Consider the following 17,603-nt stretch of genomic DNA (forward strand, 5'->3'; position numbering starts at 1 on the left):
TTGCTAATTTCTTCGAGATGAAAAGGGTTGCATCATAACTGAAAAATTGCAACATTATTTTCAGTAACACGAAATTTGTTGTGAAAGTTTCCATATTATGTCGGGTAAAGGTAATAAAATTTCAGCGCAGGGTGTGAGCCCTGAAGCGCAGGTTCCCGTTGGGCTGCAAATCCGTGAATTGCGCCGTGCGCGCGGGCTGACGTTAACGGATATGAAGGAAATTACAGGCCGCTCTGTTGGCAACCTCAGTGAAATGGAGCGTGGTGTCAGCCCCATTACCATTGAGGCACTGGATATCATCGCCCGGGCGCTCGATGTGTCCATCAACTGGTTTTTCAGTGGAACCGCCGTTGCAGCGGCAGCGGAACGCGACGTTATTGTGCGCCGTTCTGCTCGTCGGGAGATTAACCTGAGTCAAGCCGGGACACGCGAAGAGTTATTGTCTCCCAACCTGAAGGGCCAACTGGAATTGATCCTGACAACTTTCTCCCCCGGCGCCGGAACGGGAGAGGCGGGTCGCGCCCGCAAGGGTGAAGAAGGCGGCCTGGTGCTATCCGGAAAATTAGAGTTGAGCGTAAATGGAAACACGCATGTTCTGGAAGAAGGAGACAGTTTTCAGATGCGCGGCGTCGGCAAGCATTGGTGCCATAATCCGGGCGAGGTGGATACGGTCGTTGTTTGGGCGATCAGTCCGGCATCCTACTAACCAGAACTGGGAATGACAGGGAAAGATATGAGCGAAATAACCGTCTTTACCGCGCGGAAAATCCGCACAATGAATCCGTCCATGCCAGAAGCGAGTGCGGTTGCCGTTCGTGACGGACAGATCATTGAGGTCGGAACATTGCAGACTATGAAGCCTTGGCTTGATGCGCATCCCCACCGCATTGACGAAAGTTTTGTAGATCATGTCCTGATGCCGGGGTTTATTGACCCGCATCTTCATCCGTCGCTTGGCGCGGTCCTTTTGTCCTGCCATTTCATTACGGCCATGGAATGGAAGCTACCGGACCGGACTTGCGCGCCGGTTCGCAGTCACGAGGCCTATCTTGCAAGGCTTAAGGAAATTGACGAAGGCATTGAGGATCCGGCAGAACCGTTGATTACTTGGGGATATCATAAAATTTGGCATGGTGCGGTAGATCGTGAGGCGATTAATGCGGTCTCCTCAACACGCCCCATCTTTGTCTGGCAGCGGTCCTTTCATGAAATTATTGCCAATGATGCGGCAATCGATTGGATGGGGCTAGACCGCGCAGAACTTGAGCGTCATCCTCAGATTGAACTCGACTCCGGGCGCTTTTTTGAAACGGGACTCTCCATCGCGGTGAAGGCCATGAACCTGTATTTGTTTGAGCCGGATCGGTTTAAGAACGGGTTGGAGCTGGTCAAGAAAGCCGTTCATTATGGTGGCCACACGACAATCGGGGAGATGGCCTATCCGCTTCTTGATGATTCGGCGGAGTGGAATTTCTTAGGTGAGGCGATTGAAAGGGACGATGTGCCCTTCCGCATGCAGATCATTCCACGTGGCGCTCTACGCGGTGTTTGGGATGGCGAGATCGAGGATGAGGTTGCACGTGTAGAAAGCTATGCGTCTCGTGGAAGTCATCGTCTGATCTTTGGTAATGGTGTAAAGCTCTTCACTGATGGTGGCTTCTTTGCAGAGCTGATGCAGATGCAGGAACCGGGTTTTATCGATGGTCATCATGGTGAATGGCTTATGGCGCCGGAGATGTTTGAGGCGCTTGCGCGTGCTTTCTGGAATGCCGGAAAACGTATTCATGTACATTGTACTGGCGATTTGGGGGTGGAACTTGCGCTCGATACGCTGGAAATGCTGCAGTTTGAGCGGCCGCGGGTAAATCACCGCTTTACGATTGAGCATTTTGGCGTCTCCACACCGGAGCAGGTTCGGCGGATTGCGGACCTCGGCGCGTTGGTATCGGCGAATGTCTATTATGTTCATGAACTGGGGGAGGCGTACTGGCAGCATTCGATCGGCTATGAACGGGCCTCCCAGATGGCGCGGCTTGGTACCCTTGCCCGTCATAATGTGACCACCGCGCTTCATTCCGATTTCACCATGGCACCGGCCTTGCCGCTTAATTCCGCCTGGGTTGCCGTGAACCGTATTGCCGAATCCGGAGCCGTGATCGGCCCGGAAGAACGGATAGACCTTGATGCGGCTATGCGGGCAATCACCATTGATGCCGCCTATGTGATCGGTATGGAACATGAGGTTGGGTCCATTCGCGCAGGCAAGAAAGCCGATTTCACGGTCCTTGAGGCCGATCCATGGGAAACGCCGGTCGAAAATCTGAAGGATATTCCGATTTGGGGCACCGTTTTTGAGGGCCAGCCCTTTCCGATCGCCAAATGAACGGGCGTATTCCGATCATCCTGATATCGGGGTATCTTGGCGCGGGCAAGACCACGCTTATAAATCATCTGCTCGCGGCGGATCATGGTCGCCGGATTGCCGTTCTGGTCAATGATTTTGGGGCGATTAATATTGATGCTGCCCTGATAAGCGATCAGACAGAAAACACCATCAGCCTGACTAATGGCTGCGTTTGCTGTTCAATTACGGATGATTTGGGCACCGCATTGGATGCCCTAACCCTTCGGGAGGAACTCCCGGATCTAGTTGTTTTGGAAGCAAGCGGCGTGGCAGAGCCTTCCCGCCTTGCCCGACATGCCGGCAATTGGCCAGGCTTCGAACTCGATGCCATCATCACTTTGCTGGATGCCGAGACAGTACAGCTAAGGGCCGTAAATAAATTCGTTGGGCAGCTTGTGAAAAGCCAGATAGAGGCCGCCGATTTATTGGTCCTGACCAAGGCCGACCTTGTTTCAAATGAAACATGTGAGAAATTGGCCGGGTGGATAGAAACTCTGGCGCCGGGTGTTTCTGTCATCATGGCCGAGGCAGGCAAAGTTGCACCGGAATTGATTGTTGGTCTGCCTGCCCGATCAAATTTATCCCAGACTATGAAAGAAGAGCCGCATGAGGACAATTTTTCCACATCCCACTGGACACCTCCGGGCCCAATACGCAAGGATAACTTGATCCGCAAGCTTGAGGAACTACCGTCATCGATCCATCGTGTAAAAGGTTTTTTTGTCGATGCGGACACAGGTGAGGCGGTTCTGCTGCAAAGAGTTGGATCCCGTTTTTCGTTTGAAGATGCGCCAACAAAAGCTGAGGTAGGTTTTGTGATGATTTCCGCCGGATCGCCGGATGAGTTGGAGAGAGGTATGAAAATCCTTTCAAGTATTGTGGATGTTTCTCCTCTCCACGGGCCGTCTGTCGTTCATTTCAATTAGTAACCCTTCGTTATATCAAGGAATAGATCATGAGTGAGTTGCCCAGCAAGGCCCGCGTTGTCATCATTGGCGGAGGCGTGATCGGATGCTCGGTTGCCTATCATCTAGCGAAACTTGGCTGGAAGGATGTAGTCCTTCTGGAGCGAAAGCAGCTCACGTCGGGAACCACCTGGCATGCGGCAGGGCTTATCGCGCAGCTCCGGGCTTCAAAGAATATGACGCGGTTGGCGAAGTACAGTCAGGAACTTTACGGCACACTGGAGGCGGAGACTGGCGTGTCCACCGGTGTCCGCGAAACAGGGTCAATTACTGTTGCCCTCACGGACGAACGGAAGGAGGAGATTCTCCGACAGGCATCAATGGCACGTGCTTTTGATGTTGAGATCGAAGAAATCAGCGCGGCAGAGGTTAAGGCGCGGTACGACTACCTCAATCTCGATGGCATAAAAGGGGCCGTCTGGCTTCCCCGCGATGGTCAGGGGGATCCGGGAAATATCGCGTTGGCCATGGCGAAGGGCGCACGCCAGCGGGGTGCGCAAATCTTTGAACGTGTGGCGGTGACGGATATCCGCCACGCCGGGCGACGGGTGACGGGCGTTGATTGGCAGCGGGAAGAGGGTGAAGCTGGGCATATCGAGGCCGATATGGTGGTGAACTGTGCTGGAATGTGGGCTCATCAGGTTGGCCGACTGGCCGGCGCCAATGTGCCCCTTCATGCATGCGAACATTTTTATATCGTCACTGAGAGCATAAAAGACCTCCCGCAGCTCCCCGTTCTTCGTGTGCCTGACGAATGTGCCTATTACAAGGAAGACGCAGGGAAAATCCTGCTTGGCGCGTTTGAGCCGGTTGCGAAGCCTTGGGGCATGAAAGGCATTCCGGAAAATTTCGAATTTGATCAGCTGCCGGATGACTTCGATCATTTTGAACCGATCCTGAGCGATGCCGTCAATAGAATGCCGATCCTGGCGGAGGCGGGCATTCATACCTTCTTCAATGGACCAGAGAGCTTTACGCCCGACGATGCCTATCACCTTGGCCTCGCGCCGGAGCTGGATAATTTCTGGGTTGCGGCCGGGTTTAACTCCATCGGCATTCAGTCCGCAGGCGGCGCAGGCATGGCGCTCGCCCAATGGATGGAGGATGGTATGAAGCCGTTTGATCTGGGGGATGTGGATATTGCCCGGATGCAGCCATTTCAGGGGAATCGCCATTATCTGTTTGAGCGGTCAAAGGAAACGCTCGGCCTTCTATATGCGGATCATTTCCCGTTCCGTCAAAAAGCAACGGCACGCGGTATTCGCCGCTCCCCCTTCCATCACGACATGCTTGAGCGCGGCGCGGTGATGGGGGAAGTCGCTGGGTGGGAGAGACCGAACTGGTTCGCCAATCCAGAGCAGGAGCGCAGCTATCAGTATAGCTGGAAACGCCAAAACTGGTTTGAAAATGCGGCGGCGGAACATAAGGCCATCCGAGAGAATGTCGGGATGTACGACATGACTTCTTTTGGCAAGATCCGTGTTGAGGGGCCGGATGCGGAAAAATTCATGAACTATGTGGGCGGTGGGGATTACGCTGTTCCTAATGGCAAGATCGTCTACACACAGTTTTTGAATGAAAGAGGGGGGATTGAAGCAGACGTCACAGTAACCCGACTCACGGAAACCGCCTATTTAGTGGTGACGCCGGCTGCAACCCGGCTTGCGGATCAACGCTGGCTGGAGCGTCATCGTGGTGACTTCAGGGTCGAGATCACTGATGTAACGGCGGGAGAAGCAATTCTGGCGGTGATGGGTCCGAATTCCCGCAGGTTACTTGAGCTGGTCAGCCCGAATGATTTTTCCAATGATCATAATCCTTTTGGAACAGCCCAGAATATAGAGATCGGAATGGGCCTCGCGCGTGTGCATCGTGTCACCTATGTCGGGGAACTTGGCTGGGAAGTCTACATTTCAACGGATATGGCGAGCCATGTATTCGAGACATTGATTGACGCCGGAGAAGAAATCGACCTGAAGCTCTGCGGAATGCATATGATGGATAGCTGCCGTATGGAAAAGGCGTTCCGTCACTTCGGACATGACATCACATCGGAAGATCATGTTATCGACGCCGGGCTTGGCTTTGCTGTGAAGGCGACCAAACCTGATTTTATTGGCCGCGATGCAGTGCTTGCGCGCAAAGAAAGCGGCCCGCATAGCCGCCTAGTCCAGTTTCTTCTGAACGATCCTGAACCGCTCCTGTTCCATCACGAACCAATTATTCGCGACGGAGAAGTGGTTGGGTACCTTAGCTCAGGGAACTATGGACATACGCTTGGCGGTGCTGTCGGACTTGGGTATGTTCCGAGCAAAGGCGAAAAACCTGCCGATGTTCTCGCCTCGGACTATGAGATTGAGGTAGCTGGTCACCGTATAAAAGCGACGGCATCTTTGAAGCCAATGTATGATCCGACCTCAAAACGGGTGAAGGATATGTAGGCTGTGTTATTCTCTATGATGTTTGGACCGATAAAAGTATATCCGAGGTCTTTTGATATTATGGGGAAATGACTTGTCTTTCGATCTGAAAACTCTGGAGCTGTTCGTTCGTGTCGCTATGCTTGGCGCGATTGGCCGCGCGGGTGCAGAGTTTAAGTTATCTCCGACGAACGCGACGCAAAGAATACAGGCTCTAGAGACGGGCCTTGGTGTAAAATTGCTCAACCGAACGACGCGGGCTATTTCGCTGACTCCGGACGGGGAAATATTCCTGGAGCACGCCAAGCGCATACTCGACGATGTAGAAGAAGCAAAAACAGCATTGTCGGATACGTCGACATCAATATCGGGATTGCTTCGGGTGACCGCTTCCGCGTCTTTTGGGCGGTCACATATCGTGCCGTTCGTCCCGGAATTTATGCAGCTTTATCCTGACGTGACGCTGGAGCTGAACCTATCGGATACCATCGTGGATATTGTTGAAATGGCTTATGATCTCGCGTTTCGCATAGGGGATCTTGCGCCTTCTACCCTGCTTGCCCAAAAGATTGATGATAATCCGAGAATGCTGGTGGCGTCCCCGGACTATCTGGCCCGTGCGGGAGCACCGCAAACGCCGGAAGATTTAGCGGACCACGCCTGTTTGCTGCTCGGGGCAACACGGACATGGGAACTTATCGGCCCCGATGGTGCGGTACATAAAATCCCCGTGAAGGCGCCCGTGACAGTCAACCTAGGCGACGCTGTCGGTGCCTGGGCCTTGGCCGGTATGGGCATTGCGCAGACTTCTTTATGGCATGCGGGGCCAGATTTGCGTGCAGGCCGTCTCGTGCATGTACTGGCCGGGTTTCGGGTTTGGCCCGAAATGAAAATCTGGGCTGTTCGCCCTCCCGGACGTCTGATGCCTGCGCGCGTTAAGGCATTCCTTGAGTTTATGCAGGAAAGAATTCTCGCCACGAATGAGCATATGTATGGCGGACTGATTGATTAAATTCCGCGAAATTATGTCGTCAGCATTTTGCATTAATTAAAGTTATGTCTTCCAACTGTTTTGGCCTTGCATTACTTTGCTCGCTCCTCACATCGAGAAAGAATAAAGGGATATGTGGATGAGCGGTGCGTTGCCTCTAACTGGAATTCGGGTCATTGAAATGAGCCATATGGTGATGGGCCCGACCTGCGGCATGATCCTCGCCCAGCTTGGTGCGGAAGTAATCAAGGTGGAACCTCCCAAAGGCGATAAGACCCGAAGCCTGAAAGGTATGGGGACAGCATTTTTCCCGCTTTTCAACCGGGGAAAGCGTAGCATGGTATTGGACCTGTCTCTGGAGAAGGATCAGCAAACCTTGCATGCGCTTCTCGATACGGCCGATGTTTTTCTTGAAAACTTCAAGGATGGCCATCTTGAACACCAAGGGCTGGGGCATGAAGAAATGCTCAAAAGACATCCATCCTTGATTGTCGCCGGCCATAAAGGTTTTCTATCCGGTCCCTATCAACATCGCCCTGCGCTAGACGAAGTGGTGCAGATGATGTCTGGCCTTGCCATGATGACAGGCACTAAAGAGAAACCACTTCGCGTTGGCTCTTCCGTTAATGACATCATGGGCGGGATGTTTGGCGTTATTGGTATTCTGGCCGCCTTGCGTGAACGGGACAAAACCGCACGCGGCAAGAATATTCGTATCGGGCTTTTTGAGAACAGCCTATTTTCCGTCGCGCAACATATGGTGCAGTATGAAATGACGGGCGTTCCCTCTGTGCCGATGCCTGAGCGAACGCATGCTTGGCCGGTTTATGATATTTTTGAGACGAATGATGGGCAGAAAATCTTTATTGCCGTTGTCACCGATGGTCATTGGAACGCTTTTTGCGAGACCTATGACTTGGATGAATTTCTGAAGGATGAGCATCTCAAGACGGCGACGGACAGGATTGAAGCGCGGTCCTGGACGATCCCGAAGGTAGCAGAAAAGGTCAAACATTATTCCATGGAGGCGTTGAGTATGAAACTTGATAGTCTCAGTATTCCGTTTGCACCAATTAACAGCCCGGAAGATTTGTTCGACGATCCGCATGTTCTGCGCGAAGGAGGTCTCGTGCATTTTGAAGATAGCGATGGGCAGATTTATCGCGCCCCGACAATGCCGCTGGAGTTGGATGGTGAATCGCTCGGGGAGGGGCTGCATGTACCGGCGTTGGGAGCGGATACTGATGACATCCTGAAAGAACTTGGTGTGACCCGAAAGTAAAATCAGGTTGTATTTTTGGTTACTAATTGCGTAATAATAATCTTAGAAATAAAACAATAACCCTGAGGGAGGGAGTTATGAGAAAACTATTCACAATGGCCGTTGGCCTTTCAGCCGTGCTTGGCACATTTGGTGCGACGGGCGTGGCTTCAGCCGCAACCGAAATGCGGTGCAGCCATCAGTTGCCGCCGGCGCATCATATTGCAAAAGTTATTGATCAGTGGGCAGCGGAAATCGAAACCCTGTCGGACGGTGAAATTGATGTACAGGTTTTCGGGGCAAACAGCCTGACCGGCGCAAAGGAAAATGCGACGGCAGTCGCCAAAGGCGATATTGACTGCGCCTTTTCGATTAATCCACAGTGGGGCAAGACATTACCACTGATGAATGTGACGCTTGGACCGTTCGCGGTCAGCAGCCTGGAAGCACTTCAAAAATGGGACGGCTCTGAAGCAGCGGGTTTTCTGGAAGAAAAATTGATGACCAAGGGCGTGAAGAATGTCGTCTGGCTATTCACCACACGCAGCACCGCCATCACCTCCAGCGGGAAGCCGTTAATCAAGCCAGCGGATTTTGAAGGTGTCAAGATCCGTGGGCTGGGACCTGTTCCCGATGCCGGGTTTGTCGCGATGGGTGCGGCTCCCTCTGCAATGTCGGGAAGCAAGGTCTATCAGGCGCTGTCGACCGGCGTGATTGATGCGGGCCTGACAGATGTTTCTGCGGCCGTCTCTCGTAAATATTATGAGGTGCAGGATCACGTGACTGTTCTGCCGCTTTTCAGCATTTACTTCCACGGCTATGTGAATCCGGCCTGGTACGATGGCCTTTCCGACAAGGGAAAGATGGCTGTTGATGAAGCTGGCAAAAAGGCCGCTGTTTGGGCGATTGAAGCCTCGGAAGCATCCGCAGCTGATGCACCGGAGCAGTTGGCGGCAAAGGGAATGAAGGTTCATATTGCGACGGATGAGGATATCAAGGCTTTGAACGCAGTAATGGCTCCGGCATTTTATAAGGCATTTAGCGATGCTTCAGGCGAGGATGGCAAGAAGCTTCTTGATTTGTTGAACTAGTCTGAGTTTGCCAATTCCATTATGGATATAAATGATAAATCGGCGGAAGAAGGAGCCTTCTCCTCTTCCGTTTTTATCCGTGTAATTGAGTATTTTTCTTTTGCCGCCGCAGTCATCAGTGCGGCCTTGGTCGTGTTTACACTTTTCATGACCGGTTACAGCGTTTTTCAACGATATATTCTTGGAACGCCGCTTACCTGGACGGATGAAATGTCCGGTTTTCTCGTGGTCGCTATCGTTATGCTCGGTGCGGCAGAAACTCTTCGGCGCGGGGAGCATATAAGCGTTGATCTTCTTTCTTCAAAAGTGACGGGTAGATCAGAAAAGCTGCTCGGTATCTGGAGCTATCTGGCGACCGCATTTCTCGCGGCTGTAATCTTCATTAGTGCATGGGAGGCAGTGCAGTTCTCCTACGCTATTGGTGTGTATTCCAGCGGCTATCTTGAGGCGCCGCTCTGGATACCCCAATCCTTTTTACTTGTTGGCGCGGGCCTCCTGTTTCTGATTTCCATCGCACGTGCCTTGGAAGAAATGTTGAAGCGGAGGGGGAATTAGTGGCCACGTTCCTTGTCCTGTTATTGCTGGTTCTTTTGCTCCTGACCGGCATCCCGATTTTTGTCGGCTTGGGTGTTGCATCCGTCATTATTATGCTGCTGACGGAAGGAAGTATTTCCAGTGTCGCGGATACTGTTTTTGCGAAGCTTGATAATGGCCTTCTGACGGCAATTCCCATGTTCGCCTTTATGGCGCATGTGATGATCAAGTCGAGGGTGGTGGACGATCTCTATGATGCGGCGAATGCCATGGTCGGGCATTTTAAAGGAGGGCTGGGGGTTGCCACAGTTCTCTCCTGCACGATTTTTGCGGCGATCTCGGGGTCTTCTGTGGCGACGGCGCTGACAATTGGATCCAGCGCCATTCCCCAGATGCAGCGTTTTGGATACCGCGCCCGGGATGCCTATGGTGTTATTGTCGCGGGGGGCACGCTTGGCATCCTGATCCCACCGTCCGGGCCTTTGATCCTTTACGCCATTGTCTCTGAGACGTCGATTGGCGCTCTTTTTATGGCCGGATTTATTCCGGGAATTTTGATGGCGCTGATTTTCGCCTGTTTTTGTATTTCGCAGGCCTATATCCGGGGAGATGCCAGAGGCAGCGATTGGGTTGGTTGGCGCGCGGGTCTTAAGGCGATCCGCAAATCGTTCTGGTCGCTTTCGATGCCACCGTTGGTTCTTGGCGGAATATATCTTGGCATTTTCACAGCCTCGGAAGCGGCGTCCATTGGGTGCATTTATGCTCTTCTTGTTGGTGCGCTGGTGTATCGAAATTTCGGACTAAAAGAACTTGCGGAAACGGCGTTTGAAACGGTCCGGACGACAACAATGCTGTTCATGATCCTGGGGGCTGCGGCATTATTCAGCCGGGCAGTCACGATTATTCGCCTCCCCATTGAGTTGATGGAAGGTGTGGTTACGCTCGGCCTCTCGCCGCTAGGCTTTATTCTCGTCGTCATGTTCGTCATTCTCATTTTGGGTATGTTTTTGGAGACGATCTCCATTATCCTGATCACAACGCCGATAGTCTTGCCGATCCTGATGCAGCTTGATGTTAACCTGATCTGGTACGGCATTCTTCTCATGATCAATTTGGAACTCGCGCTGATTACGCCACCAGTTGGTATGAACCTGTTTGTAATCAAGGGAATAGCCAATGCGCCGCTGGTTGAGGTGATTCTCGGCGCCATCCCTTATGTGCTCCTGCTCCTTGGGGGGCTTGCATTGGTAATTATATTCCCCGATCTTGCTCTCTGGCTTCCTGACCTTGCAGGCTTCGGCCGATAAAACCATATCTATTCGAGGAGGGACTGGCCCTGATATGCCGTTTGAGGCAAATCAATACGCCGCGCTTGCAATGTGATACTATGGCGACTTGCCGGTTCTATTACGTCAAGTGTAAAGGTGAAATTATAAGGTGAATGACAATCCATATGATTTGCTCGGCGTGAAGCCGACTGCTTCGGATAAGGAGATCAAGTCAGCTTATCGCAAGCTGGCGAAAAAATTGCATCCGGATTTGAACCCGGGAGATGTGTCCGCCGAAGAAAAGTTCAAGGCGATATCCAGTGCATATGCAATTCTGGGCGACAAGGACCAACGCGCTCGCTTTGATAAAGGCGAGATTGATGAGACTGGCAAGGAAAAACCGGACCCGCAATATTACCGCTCTTATGCCGATGCCGGGCCTGAGAATCATTACTATACCTCAGAGGGTTTCGGCGACTTCGGCGATGAGAGTGATTTATTCTCGGAGCTTTTCCGTCGATCGCGCGCTGGTGGTGGATCGGACGGCCGTCGAGCCCATGGGCCGATCCGCGGACAGGATGTTCAATATCAACTGAAGATCAGCTTTATGGATGCTGTGCTTGGCGCGAAAAAGCGGATAACGATGCCAGAAGGTTCTACATTGGATGTGTCAGTGCCTGCAGGAATACGCGACGGTCAGAGTATTCGTCTCAAGGGTAAAGGAACGCCGGGATTTAACGGAGGGCCCAACGGCGATGCTTATGTGAAGATTGAGGTTTCTTCCCATCGCCACTTCCGTCGGGAGGGGAAAGATATCCTGCTTGACCTTCCGATATCTCTAGATGAGGCTGTCCTTGGCGCAAAAATCGCTGTTCCGACAATTCATGGAAAGGTGAATATGACTGTTCCCTCCGGTGCGAGCAGTGGCCAGACATTGCGTCTTAAGGGAAAAGGAATTGCCGCCGGAAAAAATGCGGCCGCGGGAGACCAGCGGGTTCGTTTGAAGGTTATTTTGCCAAAGAAGATCGACCCAGAGCTAAAGGAGTTTATGGAGCAATGGCAGAAAGATAACGCTTACTCCGTGCGGGATGAACTGGAAGGAGCAGCGAAATGATCAGTGAACAGGACGTTGTTGAGCAACTGCAAGGTGTCAGCCCGACAAGACTGCGGGTTTGGATAAAGCGCGGCTGGGTTAGCCCGACTAAAACCGGCACGGTATATTATTTCCGTGAAATTGATGTTGCCCGCCTGGACCTTATTCGCCAGCTTCAGATGGATATGGCAATCAATAACGAGGCGGTCCCTGTTGTTCTGTCGCTTATCGATCAAATCCACGGGTTGCGATATGAGCTGAAAACTCTGGCCCGCGCAGTAGAGGCCCAGCATGAGGATGTTCAAAGTGCGATCCTTGATGTCTGCACTTCCATGCGGCCCGAGAAGGATGATAGTTGATGCGGGCGCTCCAAATTTGTAGAGACGGGAATTGGCGATGAAGCAGGTACCAGGCTGGACGTGGATAGCTATTGCGGGAATTTTTATTTTCTCGGTCCTGATGATGAGCCAGGTTGCGCGTGCGCCGGTCGATCCCGCGATATCCTTCAGCGAATTTAAGAAGATGGTATCCGACGGAGACGTTGCCGAGGTTACCTTGACAGGAGAGAATGCAGCGGTTGTCTTAAAGTCTCCTATAACATTGGGTGGTCAAAAAGTCGCCACAAAGGATTTGCAAACGGTCCTCCCGAGTAATGGCGATCCGGATCTGTTGCGCCTGTTCGAAGAGCAGGGAGTCATCGTCTGGAATCATCCTGTTGAGACCGGAAGTAATTGGTTTCTCTCTTTGTTGCCCTGGATTATATTCATTGGAATATATTTATACATCATGCGCCGTATGCAGGGTAATATGATGGATCGGTTTGGAGGACGGAGCAGTAGTGACTTTTTGACGGGGTCGGCCGCTAAAGAAGAAAAATCTGGCCGGCGTGTGACATTTGATGATGTGGCAGGGCAGGAACAAGCCAAAAAAGAAGTCGCCGAACTGGTCGAATTTCTAAAACACCCTGAAGGCTTCAAAAAGCTGGGAGCAGAACCACCGCGTGGAGTGTTGTTGGTTGGTCCTCCCGGAACAGGTAAAACATTGCTGGCGAAAGCACTTGCAGGAGAGGCAGGTGTCAATTTCTTTAACATTTCGGCGTCGGAATTTATCGAAATGTTCGTCGGGGTCGGCGCATCGCGCGTTCGGAAAATGTTTGACGAAGCCAAAAAACGAGCGCCCAGCATAATCTTTATCGACGAGCTGGATGCTGTCGGGCGGGTGCGTGGCACAGGACTTGGTGGTGGAAATGATGAACGGGAACAGACGCTCAACCAGATCCTTTCGGAAATGGATGGGTTTTCGGGTCGGGAAACCGTGATCGTTCTTGCGGCCACGAACCGCCCCGATGTCCTGGATCCGGCTTTGCTCCGTCCGGGTCGGTTTGACCGGCATGTGACGCTGGAGCTCCCCGACAAGAAAGCGCGAAAAGCCATCCTGCAGGTTCATACGCGCAAAGTACCGCTCGCAAAGGATGTGGACCTTGATCTTGTATCGGCGGGATGCCCGGGATTCTCCGGAGCTGATCTCAAAAATCTTGTGAACGAAGCGGCGATCGCGGCGGCGCGTGAAGGGGTTGAAGAAGTCAACATGCATCACTTTGATGAAATGCGTGACAGAATCATGATGGGTACCGTTCGTACGCTCGCAATTCAGCCGGAGGAGCATCACCGTCTGGCGGTTCATGAGGCAGGTCACACCGCTGTCGCATATTTTTTGCCCCATGCTGACCCGCTCTATAAGGTGACAATTATTCCTCGTGGACGTGCATTGGGTGGTACGCATCTCCTGCCAACGGAAGAGCGCCATACTCTGGATGAAGACTATTTACGGGATCGCCTTGCAGTGTCTCTCGCGGGACGTGGGGCGGAGGATTTTTTCATCGGGAATGTCAGCTCCGGTGCGGATGATGATATCAAGAACGCCACCAAACTTGCCCGTGCGATGGTGTCGCAATGGGGTATGTCCGATGACGTGGGTCCCATTGATTTACGTCAGAGTGAGGAGCATCCGTTTTTGGGACGGGAAATTGCACAACCGCGCCGATTCAGTGAGGAGATGTCGAGCCGTGTAGATGATGCTGTCCTCAAATTAATCCGCGAAGCGGAGGCACGAGGTCTCGATATTCTCAAAACGCATAGACCTCAAATCGAACTGTTGATTGAAAAACTTGAAAAAGAAGAAACAGTCAACTGGCCGGAAATCGACGCGACCCTCGGCCCAAAAGCTGCAAAGCAGGAAACAGCGTAGCCTGTCACTCAATGACCGGTTGATCAGGATCAATGACGGGCATGGGGTTTCTTATAATAATTCCAAACTAACGGTACCAAAATCAGTTAGGGGAATGCGAGAAAACCATGAGCAACTATCCCGTAAATATGAGCATCAAACCTGAGATTAAGGCTTTCTTTGATCAGGATACATTTACCTTCAGCTATGTTGTAAAAGACCCGGGGAGCAAGATATGCGCGATAATTGATCCGGTTATGGATATTGATTATGCCGCTGGGAGAATTTCATACGGCGGCGCAGATCGTATATTGGACTATGTCACGGAAAACGGTTTGACGGTTGATTGGATTATAGAAACTCATGTTCATGCCGATCATATGACGGCCGCGCACTATATCAAGGACAAGATTGGTGGGAAAATTGGAATTGGCGAGAAAGTCCGGATCGTTCAGGAGACATTCGGTAAAATTTATAATGAAGACAACCGTTTCAAACGGGATGGCTCGCAATTTGATCGGCTGTTCAAGGACGGTGATACGTATGAGATCGGTTCAATGCCGGCATTTGTTATTCACACCCCGGGGCACACTCCGGCTTGTATGGTCCATGTGATCGGGAATGCCACCTTTGTCGGAGATACCCTGTTCATGCCTGATGGCGGTTCTGCAAGAGTTGACTTTCCGGGTGGTGATGCGGCTACACTCTATGACTCCATACAGAAAGTTCTTTCTTTACCCGATGAGATGCGCCTTTTCATGTGCCATGACTATGGGCCGGATGGCCGGGACTACGAGTGGGAAACGACCGTCGGAGATGAAAAGCGGGACAATATTCATTTCGGTGAAGGAAAGACAAAAGAAGATTTTGTCAAACTCCGAAGTGAGCGGGACCCAACACTTGGGATGCCTCGTCTGATCCTGCCATCACTACAGGTCAATATGCGTGCAGGTGAAGTGCCAACGGATCGTGATGGGAACCAGATGTTGAAAATTCCGGTCAACGTGCTTTGACATAGGCTGACGTATGCGGTGACACCCAAGAGAAGGATATGAAGATGGACGTTAAGAGAATTAGCGAAACACTGTCCGTAAGCCCACAGATTCTACCTGATAATATTTCGGAACTCGCAAAACTGGGCTTTAAGGCGATTATATGTAACCGTCCGGATGGGGAAGGGGCGGATCAGCCGACCTTCGCCGAAATTCAGGAAGCTGCGCATAAAGCCGGTATGGAGGCGGCCTATATCCCGATCATCGCAGGTAAGGTACAGGACAGTGATACGACGACTTTTGGCGATACCTTGGCTTCACTTCCACATCCCGTGCTGGCTTATTGCCGGACGGGTACCCGTTCTGCGACTCTCTGGTCATTGAATGAAGGGGCGAAGGGCCGCCCGCTTCCAGAAATTCTGCAGACGACAAAAACTGCTGGCTATGACATGTCCGGTGTGGTCCGACGTATTGCAAATGGCGGCCGAACGCCCACGGATGTTGCCGATGCGACCCATGATATTGTGATTATCGGCGGCGGGGCCGCCGGAATTTCCGTCGCGGCAAGCCTGCTGCACCGTAAAAAAGGTCTTGATATCGCGATTATTGATCCCGCCGATGTGCATTACTACCAACCCGGATGGACAATGGTTGGTGGCGGCATATTCGATGCGGAGGATACGGTCCGGACGATGGGGTCTCTCATTCCGGAGGGAGTTCATTGGATCAAGGCAGCGGTATCGGCGTTTGAGCCGGAAAAGAACGCTGTTATTCTGGATGGTTGCCGCGTCGTTAAATATAACCGGCTTGTCGTTGCCCCAGGCTTAAAGCTCAATTGGAACGGCATTGAAGGGTTGGTTGAAACGCTTGGCCGGAATGGGGTTACTTCTAACTACCGGTATGACCTCGCACCCTATACTTGGGAGTTGGTGAACAGCTTGAAGGAAGGACGGGCGCTTTTCACCCAGCCTCCTATGCCGATTAAATGTGCAGGCGCCCCCCAGAAATCGCTCTATCTGTCCGCCGATCATTGGTATCGTAACGGCGTCATTAACGACATTGACATTGAATTCTATAATGCAGGCGGCGTTCTGTTCGGCGTGAAGGAATATGTTCCGGCACTTATGGAATATGTCAAAAAATACAATGCGGATCTGAAGTTCTCGCATAATCTTGTGCGTATTGATGGGCCAAAGAAGACGGCATGGTTCAATAAGACAGATGCGGACGGCAATAGCGAAGTTATTGAAACACGCTTTGATATGATCCATGTGGTACCCCCTCAATGTGCGCCGGATTTCATTCAGGTCAGTCCGCTTGCCGATGCGGCGGGATGGGTGGATGTTGATCAAACGACGCTCCGGCATAAGACCTATGAGAATATTTGGTCGCTCGGTGATGTCATGAATGCGCCAAATGCAAAAACGGCCGCTGCGGCTCGTAAGCAGGCGCCGGTCGTCGCGAATAATTTACTAAGTGATATGGGCGTTACTTCTGGCGTTGCACATTATGATGGGTATGGTTCCTGCCCTCTTACCGTAGAGCGGGGGAAAATTGTACTGGCGGAGTTTGGTTATGGAGGGAAGTTGCTTCCCAGCTTTCCGAGCTGGTTGATAAACGGGCAAAAGCCGAGCCGGCTTGCTTGGCTAATGAAGGAAAAAATTCTGCCGCCTATTTATTGGCAAGCCATGCTTCGGGGACGTGAATGGCTCGCTCAGCCGGAGATTACGGATTAACTTCCTAGAAATTGGCGAAAAGGGCGAGGGCAACGACGGCAAGCATTGCCAGCGCCATGAGAAGATTGATCCGAAATTGAATATGTGGAGCAAGCTCAAGCCGTTTGACCATGATACCTGCGGCGAGCCACAAGAAGTGGACTGGTACCCAAATTGCGTTCAGAAGTGCGAATTTGAGTAATGTCTCCCAGACAAGCGTATCGGCGAAGAAGGGAAACCCGGTAAAAAGTGTTGTGTTGACGGCGTAGGCTTTGGGGTTGATCATTTGCAGGGTGATGCCTGCAAAAATGCCGGGCTGTCTGGCGGATTCGATAAAAGCGATTTTCGCGCCTGCCGTGGCAATTCTGAACGCGAGATAAAGAAGATATGCTAGGGATAACACCAGCAGCATATTGCGTACTATCGGCACCGCGAAGACAATTGCTGCTAACCCCGAAACAACAGCAAGTGCCACAAGATTATTACCGATAAAAAGCCCGATCACATAGCGAGTTCCGGCTGCGCGGCCAAAAGCAGAGCCAACCCCGGCCGTTGAAAGAACGCCGGGCCCGGGAGTAATCACCAAGAAAAAAACCGCCAGGAAAAATGCAATCATCCTTATTACCCCGCAACGTCGGCGGGA

At 52.0% G+C, this 17,603-nt stretch carries 15 protein-coding genes; 14 read left to right on the plus strand and 1 reads right to left on the minus strand.

From position 1 onward, the window contains the following. Positions 1-97: 97 nt before the first annotated feature. The 14 genes from LKE13_RS16510 to LKE13_RS16575 all read left to right on the plus strand — a co-directional run bounded on the left by LKE13_RS16510 (position 98) and on the right by LKE13_RS16575 (position 16,981). Positions 98-706 carry a helix-turn-helix domain-containing protein gene (locus tag LKE13_RS16510; protein ID WP_227952542.1) on the plus strand — a complete coding sequence of 203 codons (609 nt, stop codon included), beginning with the start codon at positions 98-100 and terminating at the stop codon, positions 704-706. 27 nt (positions 707-733) lie between these two features. Continuing rightward, positions 734-2,383, plus strand: a complete 1,650-nt coding sequence (locus LKE13_RS16515; protein WP_227952544.1) for an amidohydrolase — start codon at positions 734-736, stop codon at positions 2,381-2,383. Then, positions 2,380-3,330, plus strand: coding sequence for a CobW family GTP-binding protein (locus LKE13_RS16520; RefSeq protein ID WP_227952546.1), 951 nt, complete (start codon positions 2,380-2,382; stop codon positions 3,328-3,330). Before LKE13_RS16515 ends, LKE13_RS16520 begins: the two co-directional genes overlap by 4 nt. A 29-nt stretch (positions 3,331-3,359) precedes the next feature. Then, positions 3,360-5,810: a GcvT family protein gene (locus LKE13_RS16525; RefSeq protein WP_227952549.1), complete on the plus strand. Its 2,451-nt coding sequence runs from the start codon at positions 3,360-3,362 to the stop codon at positions 5,808-5,810. 73 nt (positions 5,811-5,883) lie between these two features. Beyond that, on the plus strand, positions 5,884-6,801 hold the full coding sequence (locus tag LKE13_RS16530) for a LysR family transcriptional regulator (protein ID WP_227952551.1): 918 nt from the start codon (positions 5,884-5,886) through the stop codon (positions 6,799-6,801). A gap of 118 nt (positions 6,802-6,919) precedes the next feature. After that, entirely contained in the window at positions 6,920-8,062 is a 1,143-nt protein-coding gene (locus LKE13_RS16535) for a CaiB/BaiF CoA transferase family protein (protein ID WP_227952554.1), read from the plus strand. Between the two features lie 77 nt (positions 8,063-8,139). After that, a complete protein-coding gene (gene dctP / locus LKE13_RS16540) occupies positions 8,140-9,132 on the plus strand; it encodes a TRAP transporter substrate-binding protein DctP (RefSeq protein ID WP_227952556.1) in 993 nt (330 codons plus the stop codon). Positions 9,133-9,153: 21 nt separating this feature from the next. Next, the gene (locus LKE13_RS16545; protein WP_227952558.1) at positions 9,154-9,687 is read left to right on the plus strand and encodes a TRAP transporter small permease subunit; all 534 of its coding nucleotides are present in this window, start codon (positions 9,154-9,156) and stop codon (positions 9,685-9,687) included. Continuing rightward, a complete protein-coding gene (locus tag LKE13_RS16550) occupies positions 9,687-10,973 on the plus strand; it encodes a TRAP transporter large permease (RefSeq protein WP_227952560.1) in 1,287 nt (428 codons plus the stop codon). Before LKE13_RS16545 ends, LKE13_RS16550 begins: the two co-directional genes overlap by 1 nt. A gap of 130 nt (positions 10,974-11,103) precedes the next feature. Continuing rightward, the gene (locus LKE13_RS16555; RefSeq protein WP_227952562.1) at positions 11,104-12,048 is read left to right on the plus strand and encodes a DnaJ C-terminal domain-containing protein; all 945 of its coding nucleotides are present in this window, start codon (positions 11,104-11,106) and stop codon (positions 12,046-12,048) included. Beyond that, positions 12,045-12,386: a chaperone modulator CbpM gene (locus LKE13_RS16560; RefSeq protein WP_227952564.1), complete on the plus strand. Its 342-nt coding sequence runs from the start codon at positions 12,045-12,047 to the stop codon at positions 12,384-12,386. The genes LKE13_RS16555 and LKE13_RS16560 overlap by 4 nt, the downstream gene beginning before the upstream one ends. Before the next feature lie 37 nt (positions 12,387-12,423). Next, complete coding sequence (ftsH, locus tag LKE13_RS16565) at positions 12,424-14,274, plus strand: ATP-dependent zinc metalloprotease FtsH (RefSeq protein ID WP_227952566.1); 1,851 nt, start codon at positions 12,424-12,426, stop codon at positions 14,272-14,274. Positions 14,275-14,381: 107 nt separating this feature from the next. Then, the gene (locus LKE13_RS16570) at positions 14,382-15,266 is read left to right on the plus strand and encodes an MBL fold metallo-hydrolase (protein ID WP_227952568.1); all 885 of its coding nucleotides are present in this window, start codon (positions 14,382-14,384) and stop codon (positions 15,264-15,266) included. A 44-nt stretch (positions 15,267-15,310) separates the two neighbouring features. After that, the gene (locus tag LKE13_RS16575) at positions 15,311-16,981 is read left to right on the plus strand and encodes a TIGR01244 family sulfur transferase (RefSeq protein WP_415776553.1); all 1,671 of its coding nucleotides are present in this window, start codon (positions 15,311-15,313) and stop codon (positions 16,979-16,981) included. Between the two features lie 4 nt (positions 16,982-16,985). Here LKE13_RS16575 and LKE13_RS16580 read toward each other — a convergent pair whose 3' ends face one another. Continuing rightward, positions 16,986-17,576: a LysE family translocator gene (locus tag LKE13_RS16580; protein ID WP_227952575.1), complete on the minus strand. Its 591-nt coding sequence runs from the start codon at positions 17,574-17,576 to the stop codon at positions 16,986-16,988. Positions 17,577-17,603: the final 27 nt, after the last annotated feature.

Source organism: Sneathiella sp. HT1-7 (assembly GCF_020731145.1).
GTDB lineage: Bacteria > Pseudomonadota > Alphaproteobacteria > Sneathiellales > Sneathiellaceae > Sneathiella.

Excerpts from the sequence above, each read along its gene's own strand:
- LKE13_RS16510 (WP_227952542.1), top strand. The coding sequence starts at position 98 with ATGTCGGGTAAAGGTAATAAAATTTCAGCGCAGGGTGTGAGCCCTGAA.
- LKE13_RS16515 (WP_227952544.1), top strand. The coding sequence starts at position 734 with ATGAGCGAAATAACCGTCTTTACCGCGCGGAAAATCCGCACAATGAAT.
- LKE13_RS16520 (WP_227952546.1), top strand. The coding sequence starts at position 2,380 with ATGAACGGGCGTATTCCGATCATCCTGATATCGGGGTATCTTGGCGCG.
- LKE13_RS16525 (WP_227952549.1), top strand. The coding sequence starts at position 3,360 with ATGAGTGAGTTGCCCAGCAAGGCCCGCGTTGTCATCATTGGCGGAGGC.
- LKE13_RS16535 (WP_227952554.1), top strand. The coding sequence starts at position 6,920 with ATGAGCGGTGCGTTGCCTCTAACTGGAATTCGGGTCATTGAAATGAGC.
- dctP (WP_227952556.1), top strand. The coding sequence starts at position 8,140 with ATGAGAAAACTATTCACAATGGCCGTTGGCCTTTCAGCCGTGCTTGGC.
- LKE13_RS16545 (WP_227952558.1), top strand. The coding sequence starts at position 9,154 with ATGGATATAAATGATAAATCGGCGGAAGAAGGAGCCTTCTCCTCTTCC.
- LKE13_RS16560 (WP_227952564.1), top strand. The coding sequence starts at position 12,045 with ATGATCAGTGAACAGGACGTTGTTGAGCAACTGCAAGGTGTCAGCCCG.
- ftsH (WP_227952566.1), top strand. The coding sequence starts at position 12,424 with ATGAAGCAGGTACCAGGCTGGACGTGGATAGCTATTGCGGGAATTTTT.
- LKE13_RS16570 (WP_227952568.1), top strand. The coding sequence starts at position 14,382 with ATGAGCAACTATCCCGTAAATATGAGCATCAAACCTGAGATTAAGGCT.
- LKE13_RS16575 (WP_415776553.1), top strand. The coding sequence starts at position 15,311 with ATGGACGTTAAGAGAATTAGCGAAACACTGTCCGTAAGCCCACAGATT.
- LKE13_RS16580 (WP_227952575.1), bottom strand. The coding sequence starts at position 17,576 with ATGATTGCATTTTTCCTGGCGGTTTTTTTCTTGGTGATTACTCCCGGG.